Source organism: Arcobacter sp. YIC-80 (assembly GCF_044841725.1).
Classification (GTDB): Bacteria; Campylobacterota; Campylobacteria; order Campylobacterales; family Arcobacteraceae; genus Arcobacter_B.
In genome coordinates, this window is sequence record NZ_JBJBSI010000001.1 from 739,504 (window position 1) to 756,583 (window position 17,080).

Sequence of the window (17,080 nt, forward strand, 5' to 3'; positions counted from 1 at the left end):
CTATGACTTTACAAAAAAGAGCAACAGTTGTTTCAACTTCTGTTGCTGCACTTCTTACACTTATGAAACTTGTGATTGGTATTGCAAGTGGTTCTGTAGCTGTTTTAGCTTCTGCTGTTGACTCTATACTTGATATGTTCGTATCAATTTTTAATTATTTTGCCATTTCAAATTCTGAAAAACCAGCTGATAAAACTTTTAACTATGGAAGAGGAAAAGTTGAAGCTTTAGCTTCTGTTATTGAAGGTACTATTATTACTATTTCAGGTCTTTTCTTACTTTATCAAGCAGGAAGAAAAGCTACTGAGGGAACTGTATCTCAATATATGGATATATCTATTATAGTAATGATTTTATCAATGATTATTACAATTTTCTTAGTAATATTTTTAAATAAAATTGCTAAAAAAACAAACTCTATGGTTATAAAAGCAGATGCCCTACACTATAAAACTGATGTATACTCAAATGCTGCTGTTTTAATTTCATTACTATTAGTAAATTTTACTGGCTATGAAATTATTGATGTTATTGTAGGTGGTGCAATTGCTTTATTTATTATCTACTCTGCTTATGAACTTATACATGATGGTATTTTAGTTTTACTTGACAGAGCTGTTGATGATGAAATAGTTTTAGGAATTGAGAAAATTATTAGAAATAATGATAGAGTAAATACTTATCACTTACTAAAAACAAGAGAAGCTGGTCATCAAACTTTTGTGGAAGTTCATCTTGTATTTGATTGCATTATTACACTTATGGATGCCCATAGAGCAAGTGATGATATAGAAAGAAAAATCAAAAAGCTAGACGAAAAAAGAGATTGGGTTATAAATATTCACATGGATCCTTATGATGATTTCACAATGGATAAAAAATAAAATGAAACTTGTGCTTAGTATTGTATTAGTATTATGCACAAGTTCTTTATTTTCAAATGAAATAAACTTTCAAACTGCAAAACTATATAAAGCTGATATTAGTGCAAAACAAGCTTATGAGCTACAACAAAAAGGTGCTTTACTAATTGATGTAAGGACAAAAAAAGAGTTTGAACAATTAAGAGCAAAAGACTCATATAACATTCCTATTTTTTATGAAAAAAATAAACAAAGAGTATTTAATAAAAATTTTTCAAATGAAATTTATAGTTATACAAAAAAAAATTTAAATAAAAGAATTATTCTTATTTGTAGAAGTGGTTCAAGAACAAAACTAGCTTCAAATCTGCTTGCTTACCAAGGCTTTACAAACATATACAACGTAAAATATGGATTTACTTACGATTGGATCAAACAAAAACTTCCAACTCAATAATACAAATTCTTCAAATTTTAAAATTATTTCAATATTATTATTATAAAAAAAAGATATAATTATAATAACTATATAGAAAAGGACGCCTTTGAACTTTGTAAATATTCTCGGTGCTAGTGGAAGTAAAACAAAAGATACAGGAACTACATCTTTCCAAATTTTTACTGATATTTTAATAGATGCAGGAAATGTAATAAGTATTTTAGGAGAGGATACAACAAAAATAAATCATATTTTTTTAACACACTCTCATTCTGATCACATTTTAGACTTACCATTTATTATTGAAAGTTTTTTTGAGAGCAGAAAAGAAACTTTATATATTTATGCTTCAAAAGAGACTATAAACTCTTTAAAAAAACATACTTTCAATGACTCAATATGGCCTGACTTTTCTAAAATCAACTTACTAAATAGCGACAAAAAAGCCCTTGAGTTTATTGAAATATATGCAAATGAAACAGTTTGCCTTAGAAACTATAAAATCACTGCTTTTGATGCAAAACATATTCCAGGTGCTTTTGGATATGAAATTATAAAAGATAATGATACAGGATATATTATAAGTGGAGACACTTATGAAAATGATGAGTTAAAAAGAAGAATTGATAATAACCCTAAAATTAAATCTTTAATTATTGAGTGTTCTTTTCCAAGTTATATGAATAAATTAGCTTTTGATAGTCAACACTTAACTCCAAAACTTGTATCAAAAATTTTAAGTGAATTTAAAAGAAAAGATATTCAAATTTTCTTATATCATTTAAAACCTCTATATTTTAATGAAATAAAAAAAGAAATTGAAGATTATGGAATTTTAAAAAATGGTGGAAAAATTCTACATGAAGGAGATGTAATTCATGTAGATAAAGGTCAAACAGAAAGTGATTTAATAAGTCAAAATAAATTTGAAAGAATAATGGAAATAAACTTAGAATTATCTAGTGAGATTGATAAAGACAAGCTTTTTGAAATGATTTTAACTCTTACAAGAGAGCTTACTCATTGTGAAGCTGGAACACTATATATACTTTCAAAAGACAAAAAACATTTGGATTTTAAAGTTATTCAAAATGACCCTCTTAATATATATATGGGAGGAACAAAAGATGAAATTCAATGGAATTCAATTCCTCTTTATTTAGAAGATGGTTCAAAAAATACTAATATGGTAGCAACAACTTGTGCCTTAGAAAAAAAGATTATTAATATTCCTGATGTTTATGATGAAACAAAATATGATTTTCAAGGAACAAAAAACTTTGATAAAAGTACAGGTTATAGATCAAAATCCATGCTTGTTATTCCATTAGAAAACCATGAAAAAGATGTTATTGGGGTATTACAACTTATTAACAAAACAAAAATTATAGATTTAATTACAAACTTTACAGATAATGATGAAAAAATCATAAAAGCTTTAGCATCACAAGCTGCTATGGCATTAACAAATAGCTGGTTAATAAATAGTTTAGAAGAATTTTTAAATAGTTTTATTACAACCATTGGACATGCAATTGATGCTAAATCTCATCACACAATGAATCATATAGCAAATGTAGAAAAAATATCACTTCTTTTAGCCCAAGCAATAAATGACGATGATACTATTTATAAAGATGTTAAATATACTCAAAATGATTTTCAACAAATTAAAATTGCAGCATGGATGCATGATATTGGAAAAATTTCAATGCCTGAATCTATTATTGATAAATCAACAAAACTTTATGCAATCACAGATAGAATCAAACAAGTAAAAGAGAAGTTTGAAATATTAAAAAGAGATAGTCAAATTGCACAGTTAAAAGGTGAAATATCACAAGAAGAGTATGAAAAACAAATTGCTCAATATGATGAAGATTATAAATTTTTAGAAGAAGCAAATATTGGTGGTGAGTTTATGGATGATAGTAAAATTGAAAGAATTGAAAAAATATCACAATATACTTATCTAAAAGATGGAGTAACTCAAACAATACTTAATGAAGATGAAAAATATAACCTCTCTATTAGAAAAGGTACTTTAACAAAAGAAGAAAAAGACATAATGAACAACCATGCTAAACTCTCACTTGAGATGCTTATGCAATTACCTTTTCCTAAAAAATATAAGGATGTTCTAAACATAGCTGCAAACCATCATGAAAAGCTAAATGGTAAAGGTTATCCAAGAGGTTTAAAAGAAGAAGATCTGAGTCTTGAAGATAGAATTATGATATTAGCAGATATTTTTGAAGCTTTAACTTCAAGTGATAGACCATATAAAAGTGGGAAAAAACTATCAGAAGTATTTAAAATACTATCATTTATGGTAAAAGATAATGAAATAGATGGAAGACTACTTAGGTTCTTTCATGAGCATGATATACTAAAAAAATATGTAAATGAAAATTTAAAACCCGCTCAAATAGATAAAAGTCAATTGTTATATTAAAATGAAAAAATTTAATCTAAAAAAACTTTTTATATATATAAATGTAGCGTTAATTCTATCAATTACCTTATCATTTATATATATCTTTTTCCCTAAACTACCTGATTCACTTGATAATAGACTTAGAGATTATTTTTTTACAATTAGAGGAGAAATACCCACTTCTAATAATGTAGTAATTGTTGATATTGATGAGCATTCACTTCAAGAACTAGGTCAATGGCCTTGGCCAAGAAATAAAATATCAAAAATATTAAAAAACTTAACAGATGCAGGTGTTACAATAATTGGTTTTGACGTTGTTTTTGCAGAAGAAGACAATAGTTCACCACATAAAGTATTAAAACAATTAAATATAAAAAAAGACAATATTCCAAATTATGATTTAGATTTCGCACAAACAATAGCTTCAACTCCTACAATACTAGGTTATCTTTTTGAACTAAAAAAAAGAGAATTTCTAAATAATGCAGCACCTAAAATACCAGCAATTTATATTGAAAAAAATAAACAATTAGGAAAAGAATCTTTAATAAAAGGTGTAGGAACTGTACTTAATATTCCTTTACTTCAAGATAACTCATACTCTAGTGGTTTTTTTAATAATATTCCAGATGAATCAGGAATTATTAGAAGTGTACCTTTAGTAATAAGCTATGATGATATAATATATCCTTCTTTAGGTTTAGAACTTTTAAGAATATTACTTGATACAGACAAAGTTTATATAAACTATGATGAAGAAGGAGTATCTACTATTAGTTTAGCAAACATTGAAATACCAACAGATAGATATGGTAGAGTTTTAGTAAACTTTAGAGGGAAAGAGAAAACTTTCAATTATATTTCTGCAAATGACATATATAATAATAGTTTTAAAAAAGAGGAAGTAGCAGGAAAAATTGTTTTAATTGGTACATCAGCAGCAGGACTTCTTGATCTAAGAGCTACACCTTTTGAGTCTGTTTTTCCAGGAGTTGAAGTACATGCAAATGTAATTGATAATATAATTCAAGGTGATTTTATATATAAAGCTTCTTGGGTAGATGGAGCTAATATTTTCATAATATTCTTCTTATCTATTTTAATTGTATTACTTATAAAATATACACCTTTTTGGATGAATCCTGTAATTAGCATAAGTTTTCTAGTATTATCTTTATATGCTTTATATAAAATATTATTTACCTATGGAATTGTATTAAATATATTTTTCCCAATTGCCACAATCATTTTAGGAACTATTTTAGCTACTCTTTTTGATTATTTTTATGAGATAAAACAAGAAGAAGCTATCAAGAAAAAATTTGCTTCTAAGGTATCACAAGAAGTAATGAATAGTCTTTTAAAAGATGTTCATAGTAATGAGTTTCAAGCTATGGAAAAAGAAGTGACTGTATTTTTTAGTGATATAAGAAATTTTACAAAAATTTCTGAAAAAATGAAAGATGCAAATAAACTTATTAGCTATTTAAATGAATACATGGATCCAATGAGTAATATTATCATCAAATATCAAGGAACTATTGATAAGTACATAGGTGATGCTATTATGGCTTACTGGAATGCTCCAGCTGATGTAGACGATCATGCAGACAAAGCAGTGTTAGCATCAATAGAACAAATTGAAAGCTTAAAAGCTTTAAATAAAAAGCTACAAAATGATAATAAACCTTTAGTTGATATAGGTATAGGATTAAATAGTGGTACAGCAGTAGTAGGAGAAATGGGAAGTATTGGTAGAAGTGATTACACAGTAATTGGTGATGCTATTAACCTAGGAGCAAGACTTGAATCATTATGTAAATATTATGGTTCTAAAATAAATATCTCAAATCATACAAAAGAAAAACTAAAAGGCCAATATATCTTAAGATTCTTAGATTTAGTAAAAGTAAAAGGAAAAGAAAAACCAGCAGAAATTTGGCAAGTACAAGGTAAAGGTGAAGCTTCTAAAGAATTAAAAGAAGAATTAGAACTACATCATAAAGCAATAAAACTATATCAAAACTCAAAATTTAAAGAAGCACTTGAAATATTCATAAAACTTGAAAATAATCCGGAAAAATCCAATAAAAAAATATACGAAATATATATTCAAAGATGTGAGGATTTTATACAAAACCCTCCATCAAACTTTATAGGAATTTATGAACATTCAACAAAAGGCTAAAAAGAGATAAAAGCTCCAAGATTTAATGTATATTTATTATATTCAAATAACTGTTGATTTGATTCTCTTTTTTCATAAGAACTACCTGCATTTACAGTAAAACTATTATTTATTCGTTTCTCTAAAGATAAAGAGAATTCTCTTTCTTTATCTTCCCTTTTATTTTGAAAATTTAGATCATAATCTCTATAGTTTGTCATCTTAAAACTTGCTGATGAAGTCAAAACATAATCATCAAGAAATTCATACGAATTTGATAAATAAATCCTCGAATATGAATTTGAAATATCAGTTCTATCTTCACTTACTTCATTTTCTCTACCTGAATTAATTCCAAATGTAAAAAGTCCATAATCTTCATTTAAATATTTAAAAATAGTATTAAAATCATAAACCTTAGCATCTTTATATTTTTCACTATGATAGTTTGTTCGCCCTACTCTTAATGAAGTACTAAATAAAACATTATTAGAAATACTTTGAGTGTAAGAAGGAGTTAAATAATAATTTAACTGATATGGTTTATGTCCTAAAAATACTTTGTCAATATTAAAAGCAAGAGAAGTTTTATAGTTTTTGCTAAAAAATACTGGTTTTGTATTTAATGATATGACATGCAAATCTTTATCTTTAAAGTTCTTATATTTTCTATTTACAAAAGAAATATTTGTATCTAATATTATGTCATCTTCTATTTTATATTTATGATTTAAATTAAATACATTATGAAATATAGTAGTTGATTCTTCTTTTTCAGTTATGAAAATATTAAAAATATTATTTAAAGAAGTATTATTTACATTTGAATCATAAATAATTGAACTAATAAAATAAGCAGAAACTTGACTTCTTTTTTGTTTATTTTGAAGTATAGCTATTGTTTTTTCTACTTTTTTACTAATAACAGCAGGAAGATTACCTTTTGAAGCTTTTTTAAACTCTTCTAAAGCTTGTCCCCATAAAGCCATTTGAAGATAGCTTTGTGCAAGTTCTAGTCTTACTTTAGAATTATTTGGCTCTTGAATTAATATCCTATCATAAGCACTTATAGCAAACTCGTATTTTCCTAATTCATAAGCACTTCTACCAAGATAGTAATTTATTAAAATATTATCTAAATTATTTTGAAACAATAAATTAAACTCTTTAAAAGATTTATCATAATTTTTATTTTTAAAAGCCTTCAATGCTTTTGAATATTGTGCTTTATATACATTATTTATACTAATCTTTTCTTGTTTATATTGAGCAACTAGAGGCATTGATAAAAAAACTGTTGCTGTAAAACTTGAACATATTAATTTATTAATCATTTTTTTGTAGCCTTAAATACACCTCTGGCTTTATCATATTCAAATTTACCCCCAATACTTTTCAAACTATCTCCTCCATAATATCTACCACTTAAAGAACCACTCTTTGTAGCTGTTGGATTTCCAGCTGGTTTAAAACCTCCACTAAAACCTGAATTTGTAATATTTGCACTATCTACTGCTAAATCAATATTATATAAATTTGAAGTAGCTGATTTAAACTGCATATTACCTGTCATATTTTTGACTCCACCACCAATATCTAAATTAATCTTTACTTTATTAGTATTATCCATTAAAATTGGATTTGTAAAATCAATAGTTCCTAAAACTTTACCATTAAACTCAAGGTTCTGAGTAGCAGATGTATCACTCATAATTTGATCCATATACGAAGTATTAGTAACCTCACCTGCTACCCAAGTAGATAATGGGCTTGTTGAAGCAGTATTATTATCAAGATATATATATTCTTTACTTGCCCAATATCCCCAAGAACTACCATCATCTGACATAAAGGGATTATCTTCTTCATCATACATTACAAACTCACCAACACTATTATAACCACCATCAGGTACAGCTATAAAAATTCCATTTTGATTAGTATCAGCTTCAAGAACACGTGCTCCAAAAATATCATCATTTATATAATAAGCTTTACCATCTTCACTAACATTACCTCCAAATAATGCAGTTTGTAAATAAACATTTTGATTAGTTACATTTAATAATGAAAATAAATTTAACGTAGAGTCATCTTCTTGAATATCACTATTATAAGATATTGTAGAATGAATATTTATATAACTTTGTATTTTGTTGAGTTTAATTTCAACATCTCCTGTTTTAGCTGTGCTTCCTATATTAAAATTAGCTATAAAAACAGTATCTCCAATAAGTGTTTTTGAACTATTGATATCTTTTGCCGTTTCTTGTTTACTTAAAAAAGATGTATTTAGTTTTGTATAACTATCTGCAGTTCCTTTTTTTATATCAAATTTCTGAGTTAAACCTTGCTCTATTGAACCATAAAATATATTTGAAGCTGTTTTTGAAGCAAAAGTATCAATACTAGTTAATTTTTCATTATTAGAACCATTATAATTAAATTTATTTTCTAAAAATACCACATCAAAACTATTACTTTGTAGATCTTTTTTTCTTGCTACAAATGTTGTTGCACCTTGAGAATATATATCTTTTTTAAATTGAGTAAAAGATCCTGTTTTAGGATTATAATAAGCTATAGTTTCATCATTATTTAAAACCCTTGTTCCATCATTATTTTCAATTAATGTTTTGAAACTTTTATAAATATATGTTTTAGAAGTGTTAAAATTATCTGAATTATCAACTCCGTAAGTAAACAAAGTTTTTGAAGCATTTGAACTTGAACTATATGAAACAAAATATTCCAGTAAATTATCTGCTTGAACTAAATATAAAGGATCAGTACTTGAAGAAGATTCTTTAAATACTCCTAGTTGACTATGCCCTTTGTATGTAGAAACTGGATTTGTTAAAAGTTTTTCATTTGTTTTTACACTAGATAATTCGAAAACTTTATCTTGTAAATTAATTGAATCAGGAGTATCATTTGATAAAAATTCACTTTTATTAGAAGATGCAATGATTTTATTTTTTACATTTAAACTTGCAGTTTGTGCTAACTGAATTGATTCAGTGGCATTTGCTTGTGCTGTATCTGATTCTTGTTTTGCTAAATTATAAGCAGAATTTGCTTCATTTTTATTTGCTAAGGCTTGATTTTTAAATGTATCTACAGATAAATTATCCAGAAGAGCCTTTGCTTCATTGTAAGCTAAAATAGCATCTTCTTTTTCTTGAAGTGCTAAATCATATAATTGTTGTGCTTTTTGAACAGCACTTTGAACACTTGCTTTTGCTGTAGTTGAAGCAGTAGATACTTTTGTTTCAAGTACTTTTAGTTCATCTAGCTCATCTTTTAAAGTTTCCAACTTTTCTACTGTTTGATTTTTTGCATTTAAAGCTGTTGATAATTGAGTTTGTGCTTGTGTCACTTTAGATATTAAATTTGTATATGCTGTATTTGCTAAGTCTGATTTTTCTTTTGCTAAATCAGATTTTTCTTTTACTAATAAAGCTTGATCTTGTACTATTTTAGCAGAATATGCAACTTGAACATCTGTTGTGTCTTGATCTTTTGCAGTATTAAAAGATGTTTTTAAAATATTTGAAGCTTCAACTGCTTGTGTTTTTGCATTTATAGCACTTTCTTTATGATTTACTAATGAAGTTGAAGATGTTTGTGCATTTGAAACAGCTGTAGATGTATTTGTTTTTGCAGTAAGAACTATGTTTTTTTGAGTATTTACATCTGTTTTTGCTTTTTTTGAATCTTCTAAAGACTCCAATACATCTTCTAAATTATCTAAAATCGTTAAAGTATCAACTGCTTTTTGTGCATCATCCACACTCTTTGTTGCTTTTGTATTTAATTCATTATTTTTATTATAAAATAAATCTTTTATTTCATTATAAGCGATTAAAGCATTATCATAAGCTATTTTTGCTTCATCTTTTTTATTTTTTAATTTATTTATCAAAGAAGTAGATAAAGAACTATTTAAAATACTACTATCAAGAGTATTAATATTTATTAACATATTTTCGTATGCTGTTTTTGATTCTAAATACTTATTATTAGCATTATTTTTTGCTATTAAAGCACTTGCAACCTTATTTGATATTTCATCTAATTTATTTTTATAAATACCCTCTGTAACTTTTGATTTAAAAGTGTTTGCATTTACTAAAATAGTATTTGAAGATGTTTTTCGTGATAAAATTTCATTTTGTAAATTCTCCAAAGTATTAGTATTAATTGATGAATTTTGAACTGCACTATTTATAGCTTGGGATAAGCTCTCTTGTGTTGTATTATTGTTATTTAAAGATCTAGTGGAATTACCTACAATAATGTCAACTTCACTTGATTGAGGAAGAGTTTGTATTTTTTCTTTTGCTTCTTGATTAAAACCATCAACTACACTTTTAAAAGAAAAAGCACTTGAAGTAGCCTTATTTGATGTATCAACTAGGTTTAATATATCTGATAGTTTTTTTAATATCTTTGCATCATTTACAGCCTCTTGTGCGTCATTTATAGATAACTGTACATTATCATAAGCATTTTTTCTATCAGTATAAATACTATTTGCATTATTATACTTTTCTAAAGCTGTTTCATAAGCTTGTCTTGCTTGATTATAATTGTCTTGAACTTTTTGCTTAAAACTATTTTCTATTTGTGAAGTTATTAGTGCATTTGAGTCATTGTGTTTTGCTAAAGTTATTAAACTATTTACTTTCTGTAATTCAGCAGTTGATAAATCATAATTTGTTTTAGCTATAGTCAAATTATTATTAGCAACATCAAGTTTTAACTTAGCATTGTCTAGCTTATTTTTATTTTCAGTTGTATCTACAGTATTCTTCAAAGTTTCTACATTACTTAAAAGTGTAGTATTTAAGCTAGAGTTTGAGACTAATTGTGATACCTCAATTAATGATGTATTATCAATATCACTACTTGATGTTGAAGTTTGAAGAGTATTTATAACTTTATTGATTGATGTTTTTGTTGTAGCTTTTGCATTTTGACTATTTGTTTTTAAAGTAGTTGTTTCATTTTCTTTTGTTAGATTCAAGATAAATTCATTAGCCAAATTAGTATTTTGAAGTACTAAATTCTTTGCATTTTTTGAATTCGTGTTTGCAGTAGAAGTAGTAGATAAAAGAGTTTTAAGACTATCTATATTTACTAAAAAAGATGCTTGATTATAAGCTTGTTGTGCATTAGACAAACTTTTATCTAAACTATCTATTGCTTTTTGTTTATCTTCATATTCACTCTTTATTGAAGTATATAAACTTTGTATTTTTTTATAATCATTTTCAGCTTTTTTAAGTCTACTTTCTAACTTATTTATATATGAAGGATTTAACTTTTTTTGTTTTGCATTTTTAATAGATAAGTTAACAGTATCAATTTTGTTTTTACTTCGTTCTAAATGATTTTCTGCTTTTAGAACTTCATCTTTAACTTTTTTTAATTTTTCTCTTTTAATAGATAAATCATTTGTGTAAGCTTGAATTTTTGATAATTCACTTGTAGCTAAACTTTTAATATTTTCAGGTGTATTATTATTGTTGTCTATAATAGATGAATCATCTAAGCCTAAATCTTTTTTAATAATACTAAATATTGCCTCTACTTTAGTATTTGTTTGTGTTAATATATTCTCAGAAGTTTCACTATAAGATAAAACTTCACTTGAAGTTGGTATATCTTCAAGATCTTTTTTTGTTTGATTTTCTTGTTTTTCTAAAGTATTTTTTATATTCTCTACAGTGTTAGAAGCAACTTCAATTTCATTTATTGTATCAAGAAATACTTTTTTATTGTCTGCTTCATTATCTTCAATAGCTTCATCTGTAACTTCATCATTTGTATTTTCAACATCATTATTTATATTATTTTCATTATCATTTGAAGGAATTTCTCCTATATTAGATGATGTATCAGATGAAATATTTGAAACATTATTTTCATTTAAAGATACTTGATTTTCTAAAGTTGTTCGTATTTCTTTTGTGATAGTTTTAGGTTTAGTAGGAGGTTTGTTTTTTTCTATAATTGTTATTTCATTTGCTTCTACATCAACTTCTTGCCCAAATGATTCTACTGTTATGGCACCTTGTGTACAAGCAACAAATTGTTGGTTACCTAATACAATTGTACCACGAATACCTATTGTTGCATTTTTTGTTCTAAGTTTAAATTTTTCTCTATTTATTTTTCCAATTTTTCCAGTTATTGTTTTAAAAGCACCTTTAAAAAAGTTAAAATTTGCTTTTGAGTTTTTCGGAGTTTTAGGATCATATAAATATTCACTTATATTTAATGAAGAGTTCTTACCCAAAGTAATAATAGTGTTATCTTTAAATATCAACTGGACTTTTGAGTTATCTTTAGTATAAACAATATCTTTTTCTAGTATTTCTAAGCCCACATTTATGGGAATACTACTACTTCCTCTTTGTACTTTTGCATCACCTACAACAGTCGAAATTTTAGCAATATTAGCAAGAGACACTGTCACTAACATAAAAAATAATAATATATATTTCATTATAAAATCTTTATCTTGGTTTATTAATAATTGTTTTACAATATAATAATACCCAATTTTTCTTTAGTTTGTAAGATTTTTTTTAACTTGATAACATTTTTATTCTAAAAAAATTTATCTTTAATTTTTATAATTAAAAAAATTAAATAACATTAGTAAATACATATAACAAAAACAATAACATATATAAAAAATATTATTAAAGCAGTTTTTGACCTTAAAATAGGTAATATCATTATTTAAATTTAAAGAAAATTTTGATTTCTAACTATTTTAAATCAATTTACAAAAGAAGAATTATTTTATGGCATTAATCGACCTACAAAACATAAACAAACAATACGATATAAAAACTATTTTAAAAGATGCAAACTTTACTTTAACTCAAGGTCAAAGAATTGCAGTTATTGGACAAAATGGACAAGGAAAATCTACATTATTTAAAATAATAATGAATCAAGTAGAACCTGATAGTGGAGAAATTTCAATAGATAAATCTCTAAAAATTGAAATGCTTGACCAACAACCAAAATTTAAAGCTGGTATCAATGTAAGACAAGCTATTGAAGAGCAATTAACACAAATAAAAGAAGCAAAAAATGAATATGAACAAATTACATTACAAATTGCTACAGACTATGAAAATCAAGAACTATTAAAAAGACAAAGTCAACTTGTGACTTTAATTGATTTTCATAATGCTTGGGATTTAGATAACACTATTGAGAGAGTTTTAAAAGAGTTCCAATTAAAACAGTATGAATTTAAAGATGTAAATCTTTTAAGTGGTGGAGAGCAAAGAAGAGTTAGTTTAGCTGGATTATTACTTAAAAAACCTGATGTGCTTTTACTTGATGAGCCAACAAACCACCTTGATGTTTATATGGTTGAATTTTTAGAAAGTTTACTACTAAAAAACAATTTTACATTACTTTTTATATCACATGATAGATACTTTATAGATAACATTGCAACAGCAATTGTTGAAGTTGAAGGTGGAACATTAAAAAGATTTAATGGTGGATATTCTTCATACTTAGAACAAAAGCAGCAAATACTTCAAAATATGCAAAAAGACCATGATAATCTGTTAAGACTTGTAAAAAGAGAAGCTCATTGGATGCAAAGAGGTGTTACTGCTAGAAGAAAAAGAAATGAAAGAAGAAAATCAGAATATTTTGAGTTAAAAAAACAAGCAAAATCAAATCCAGCTGCTATTAGAAAAATGAGCCTAGAACTTCAAAGAGAACAAAAATCATTTAATAGTGAAGAAAAGCAACAAAATAAAAAGAAAATGCTTTATGAATTAGATGATATTTATAAAAAATTAGGAGATAAAGAGCTTATAAGAGATTTTACAACTAGAATTTTACAAAAAGATACTATTGCTATTGTAGGACCAAATGGAAGTGGAAAATCAACTTTACTTAAAATTTTCATGGAAAAAATGAGCATAGATAGTGGAAGGTTTAAAAAAGGTGATTTCAATATAGGATACTTTGATCAACAAAGAGAAATGTTAGATGATAACAAAAACTTAATGGAAACATTTTGTCCAAATGGTGGAGATAGAGTAGTCCTTGATGATGGAAGAAACCTCCATGTTTATGGCTATTTAAAGAACTTTTTATTTCCAAGAGAATATTTAGATAAAAAAATTGGGGTTTTAAGTGGAGGTGAAAAAAATAGAGTTGCCCTTGCCCTACTTTTTACAAAGAATGTTGATTGTCTAATCCTTGATGAACCGACAAATGATTTAGATATTCCAACTATTAATATTTTAGAAGAGTACTTACAAAACTTTCAAGGTGCACTCATCTTTGTATCACATGATAGATATTTTGTTGATAAGATCGCAAAAAAATTATTTGTTTTTAAAGGAAATGCACAAGTTGAAGAAAGTTTCCAAGCATATACTGAATATTTAGAAATAGAAAAAGAACTTCGAGAACTTGAAGATTTAGAAAAAAATTCTTCTAAACAAATAATTTCTAAAGCTAAAAATTCTGAAAAAAAACAAACAAAACTTTCATACAAAGATCAAAGGGATTATGATAAGTTACCCCAAGAAATTGAAGAACTTGAAGAAAAAATAGAAGAGATAAACACTTGTTTAGCAAATCCTGCTTGTTATGAACAAAAAGGAATTGTAGCAGTTTCAAAAGAGTTAGAAGAAACACAAAGTATCTATGAACAAAAAGTTGAAAGGTATTTAGAGCTTGAAGAGTTAATTGAAAGCTTTAATTCATAAAAAGATATAATTATTAAAAAACAAAGGATATAAATGAGCTTAAAACAGCAATTAAAAGATGATGTAAAAACTGCAATGAAAGAAAAAAATGTTGTTAAAAGAGACTCAGTTAGAGCTATTAATACAATGATTAAACAAATAGAAGTTGATGAAAGAAAAGAATTAAATGACGAAGATATCATTAAACTAATTCAAAAAGGTATTAAACAAAGAGAAGAAGCTGTAACTCAATATAAAGAGGCTTCAAGAGATGATTTAGCAGCTAAAGAACAAGAACAAATTGATGTTTTCGCTCAATATCTACCAAAACAACTTACTGATGAAGAACTTGAAGAAGGACTTAAAGAAATTATTGAACAAACTGGTGCTACATCAATGAAAGATATTGGTAAAATTATGGGACAAGCAACTAAAAAATTTGCAGGTGTTGCTGATGGAAAAAGAATAAATGAAACAACTAAAAAACTTTTATCTTAAATAAAAGACATAAGGAAAAACATGGAAGTAAATAGCTTTTTTGATAACTTAACTCAAAGAGAGCAAAGTGAAGTTAAAATAAACAATATTGATACTTTGCCTAAATTAATATCTTTATTATTAAAAAGAGTATCAAAAGAAAATGTTGCACCACTAGCATCTTTGCTAAAACAATCAGTACTTCCTTCTATTTGTATTGAAATTGATGATGAGATTGAACACCTATTTATCAAAATTGATGCAAACCCAGAGATTCTATTTGAAAAAGAAGTTCAAGAAAAAATTGAAGATTTTATTTTCAAAAGATTTGAAGCTGATAAAAAACTAGTAGTAGAAAAAACTTCTGATATTTCTCAATTTGTAACATTGATGGGTCAATATTTAAATGATGCTATATCAAGTAGTGGAAATGGTTCTAAAAATGTTATTAATATAAAAGAAAAAATTGAAGCAATTGATTTATCAAAAAATGGGATAACAGAATTAGCAGAGCTTCAAAAACAGTTAGTTAGTGCAGCAACTTCAATAGAAAGTGAGATGAATACAGTAAGTACAAAACTTAAAACTGGAAAATCAAAAGTTGAAGAACTTGAAGATAAAGTAAAAACTTTAGAAGAAGAGTTAAAAAAATCAAGAAATGAAAGTATGAGAGATCATTTAACAGGTCTTTTAACAAGAAGAGCTTATGAAGAAGAATTAAAGAGAATAGAAAGTGATCATACACGCAATGGAAATGAATATGCTGTAGTATTTTTTGATATAGACCATTTTAAAAAAATAAATGATACTTATGGACATGATTGTGGAGATGTTATACTAAAAACTTTTGCTAAGATTTTAGAAAAAGCAACAAGAGATCATGATATTGTAGCTAGATATGGAGGAGAAGAATTTATAGCACTAGTTAATTTTAATCTTACAAGAGAACTACTTCAATATCTAAAAAGAGTAAAACAAATTGTAACTTCTAATAACTTCGTATATAAAGAAAATAAAATCAAAGTTACATTTTCTGCTGGTGTAACTATAAGAAGTAGCCATTCATGCTATGAAAATGCTATACAAAAAGCGGATATGCTACTTTACCAAGCAAAAGAAAATGGAAGAAATCAAATAAAATTAGAAGATGGAAGAACTATAAAGTAGTAATAATTATTTTTTTATATCTAATTTTTTATAAAAAAATAACTAAAAAACTTAAGTCTTAAACTTAAGTTTTTTAATAAGTAGTAAACTTATTTATTAGTTCATTGAATAACCAATATTAGAATGATTCTTAATTAAATCATAATAAGTTTTATCTCTTAAAGTTTTAACTTTATTTCTTAATGTAAATCTTGTCATATTTTTACCTTTCCAAGCTACATTATGAATAGTTTCAATAGAAACAATTTCACCTCTATTTTCTAATAATAGTGAGAATAAAGCCTCTTCAATTCTAGTAAGTTTAACTTCATCATTAAAACTATTAAATAGTTTTGAATTTGCTTTATTATAATAAAAACCATTATCTAACTGAACAATACTATTGATATCTTTATCAATTAGTCTACTTACATACTCATCTAAAGAGATATCAAGTTTTTGTACTTTACTCTTTAACTTTTCATTGTTTTCATCTGTAATAGAGATGTTAATGTTTAAATTTTCCATACATTATCCTTTATCTTTATTTTTTCTAAAATTATAATAACATTTTTCTGTGTAGCACTTATGTATAAAGCATTATATATTAATAAAAAAATAAATATATGATATTTTTTAAATAATTTAAAGCAAATTTACGTAAATTCTCTAAAAAAACCATATAAAAACAATACTTTTTACAAGAAAAATGACTAAAATTAGCTATTAAATAATGCAAACTATTATATTTAAAGGTTTTTGTAACCTTTTGATACAAAAGTAGCAAATATAGCTATTTTTTTA

General features: G+C 25.7%; 10 protein-coding genes. 7 read left to right on the forward strand and 3 right to left on the reverse strand.

Annotation, left to right across the window (positions count from 1 at the left end; translation table 11 throughout):
• Window positions 1-2: 2 nt before the first annotated feature.
• The 4 genes from ACH5BK_RS03510 (at window position 3) to ACH5BK_RS03525 (ending at window position 5,930) form a co-directional block, all read left to right on the forward strand.
• Window positions 3-884 carry a cation diffusion facilitator family transporter gene (locus ACH5BK_RS03510; protein ID WP_404304468.1) on the forward strand — a complete coding sequence of 294 codons (882 nt, stop codon included), beginning with the start codon at window positions 3-5 and terminating at the stop codon, window positions 882-884.
• The gene (locus ACH5BK_RS03515; protein ID WP_404304470.1) at window positions 856-1,320 is read left to right on the forward strand and encodes a rhodanese-like domain-containing protein; all 465 of its coding nucleotides are present in this window, start codon (window positions 856-858) and stop codon (window positions 1,318-1,320) included. Before ACH5BK_RS03510 ends, ACH5BK_RS03515 begins: the two co-directional genes overlap by 29 nt.
• Window positions 1,321-1,408: 88 nt before the next feature.
• Window positions 1,409-3,757: an HD domain-containing phosphohydrolase gene (locus ACH5BK_RS03520; protein WP_404304472.1), complete on the forward strand. Its 2,349-nt coding sequence runs from the start codon at window positions 1,409-1,411 to the stop codon at window positions 3,755-3,757.
• A 1-nt stretch (window position 3,758) separates the two neighbouring features.
• Window positions 3,759-5,930 carry a CHASE2 domain-containing protein gene (locus tag ACH5BK_RS03525; RefSeq protein WP_404304474.1) on the forward strand — a complete coding sequence of 724 codons (2,172 nt, stop codon included), beginning with the start codon at window positions 3,759-3,761 and terminating at the stop codon, window positions 5,928-5,930.
• Here ACH5BK_RS03525 and ACH5BK_RS03530 read toward each other — a convergent pair.
• Window positions 5,927-7,243 carry a surface lipoprotein assembly modifier gene (locus ACH5BK_RS03530; RefSeq protein WP_404304476.1) on the reverse strand — a complete coding sequence of 439 codons (1,317 nt, stop codon included), beginning with the start codon at window positions 7,241-7,243 and terminating at the stop codon, window positions 5,927-5,929. The two genes, ACH5BK_RS03525 and ACH5BK_RS03530, sit on opposite strands and share 4 nt — an antisense overlap.
• The gene (locus ACH5BK_RS03535) at window positions 7,240-12,423 is read right to left on the reverse strand and encodes a FecR domain-containing protein (protein ID WP_404304480.1); all 5,184 of its coding nucleotides are present in this window, start codon (window positions 12,421-12,423) and stop codon (window positions 7,240-7,242) included. Before ACH5BK_RS03535 ends, ACH5BK_RS03530 begins: the two co-directional genes overlap by 4 nt.
• Before the next feature lie 304 nt (window positions 12,424-12,727).
• Here ACH5BK_RS03535 and abc-f point away from each other — a divergent pair, with 304 nt between their 5' ends.
• Genes abc-f through ACH5BK_RS03550 form a run of 3 tightly spaced genes read left to right on the forward strand, consistent with a single transcriptional unit; the run spans window position 12,728 to window position 16,297 of the window.
• Window positions 12,728-14,674, forward strand: a complete 1,947-nt coding sequence (gene abc-f / locus ACH5BK_RS03540; protein WP_404304482.1) for a ribosomal protection-like ABC-F family protein — start codon at window positions 12,728-12,730, stop codon at window positions 14,672-14,674.
• 33 nt (window positions 14,675-14,707) lie between these two features.
• On the forward strand, window positions 14,708-15,151 hold the full coding sequence (locus ACH5BK_RS03545) for a GatB/YqeY domain-containing protein (protein WP_404304484.1): 444 nt from the start codon (window positions 14,708-14,710) through the stop codon (window positions 15,149-15,151).
• Window positions 15,152-15,172: 21 nt separating this feature from the next.
• Window positions 15,173-16,297: a GGDEF domain-containing protein gene (locus tag ACH5BK_RS03550; RefSeq protein ID WP_404304486.1), complete on the forward strand. Its 1,125-nt coding sequence runs from the start codon at window positions 15,173-15,175 to the stop codon at window positions 16,295-16,297.
• Window positions 16,298-16,393: 96 nt separating this feature from the next.
• Here ACH5BK_RS03550 and ACH5BK_RS03555 read toward each other — a convergent pair whose 3' ends face one another.
• Window positions 16,394-16,804 (reverse strand): transcriptional regulator, encoded by a 411-nt coding sequence (locus ACH5BK_RS03555; RefSeq protein WP_404304488.1) that lies wholly within the window; start codon window positions 16,802-16,804, stop codon window positions 16,394-16,396.
• Window positions 16,805-17,080 lie beyond the last annotated feature (276 nt).

What these genes read in the sequence shown, in the direction of transcription:
- ACH5BK_RS03510 (WP_404304468.1), top strand. Translation starts at nt 3, where the DNA reads ATGACTTTACAAAAAAGAGCAACAGTTGTTTCAACTTCTGTTGCTGCA.
- ACH5BK_RS03515 (WP_404304470.1), top strand. Translation starts at nt 856, where the DNA reads ATGATGATTTCACAATGGATAAAAAATAAAATGAAACTTGTGCTTAGT.
- ACH5BK_RS03525 (WP_404304474.1), top strand. Translation starts at nt 3,759, where the DNA reads ATGAAAAAATTTAATCTAAAAAAACTTTTTATATATATAAATGTAGCG.
- ACH5BK_RS03530 (WP_404304476.1), bottom strand. Translation starts at nt 7,243, where the DNA reads ATGATTAATAAATTAATATGTTCAAGTTTTACAGCAACAGTTTTTTTA.
- ACH5BK_RS03535 (WP_404304480.1), bottom strand. Translation starts at nt 12,423, where the DNA reads ATGAAATATATATTATTATTTTTTATGTTAGTGACAGTGTCTCTTGCT.
- abc-f (WP_404304482.1), top strand. Translation starts at nt 12,728, where the DNA reads ATGGCATTAATCGACCTACAAAACATAAACAAACAATACGATATAAAA.
- ACH5BK_RS03545 (WP_404304484.1), top strand. Translation starts at nt 14,708, where the DNA reads ATGAGCTTAAAACAGCAATTAAAAGATGATGTAAAAACTGCAATGAAA.
- ACH5BK_RS03550 (WP_404304486.1), top strand. Translation starts at nt 15,173, where the DNA reads ATGGAAGTAAATAGCTTTTTTGATAACTTAACTCAAAGAGAGCAAAGT.
- ACH5BK_RS03555 (WP_404304488.1), bottom strand. Translation starts at nt 16,804, where the DNA reads ATGGAAAATTTAAACATTAACATCTCTATTACAGATGAAAACAATGAA.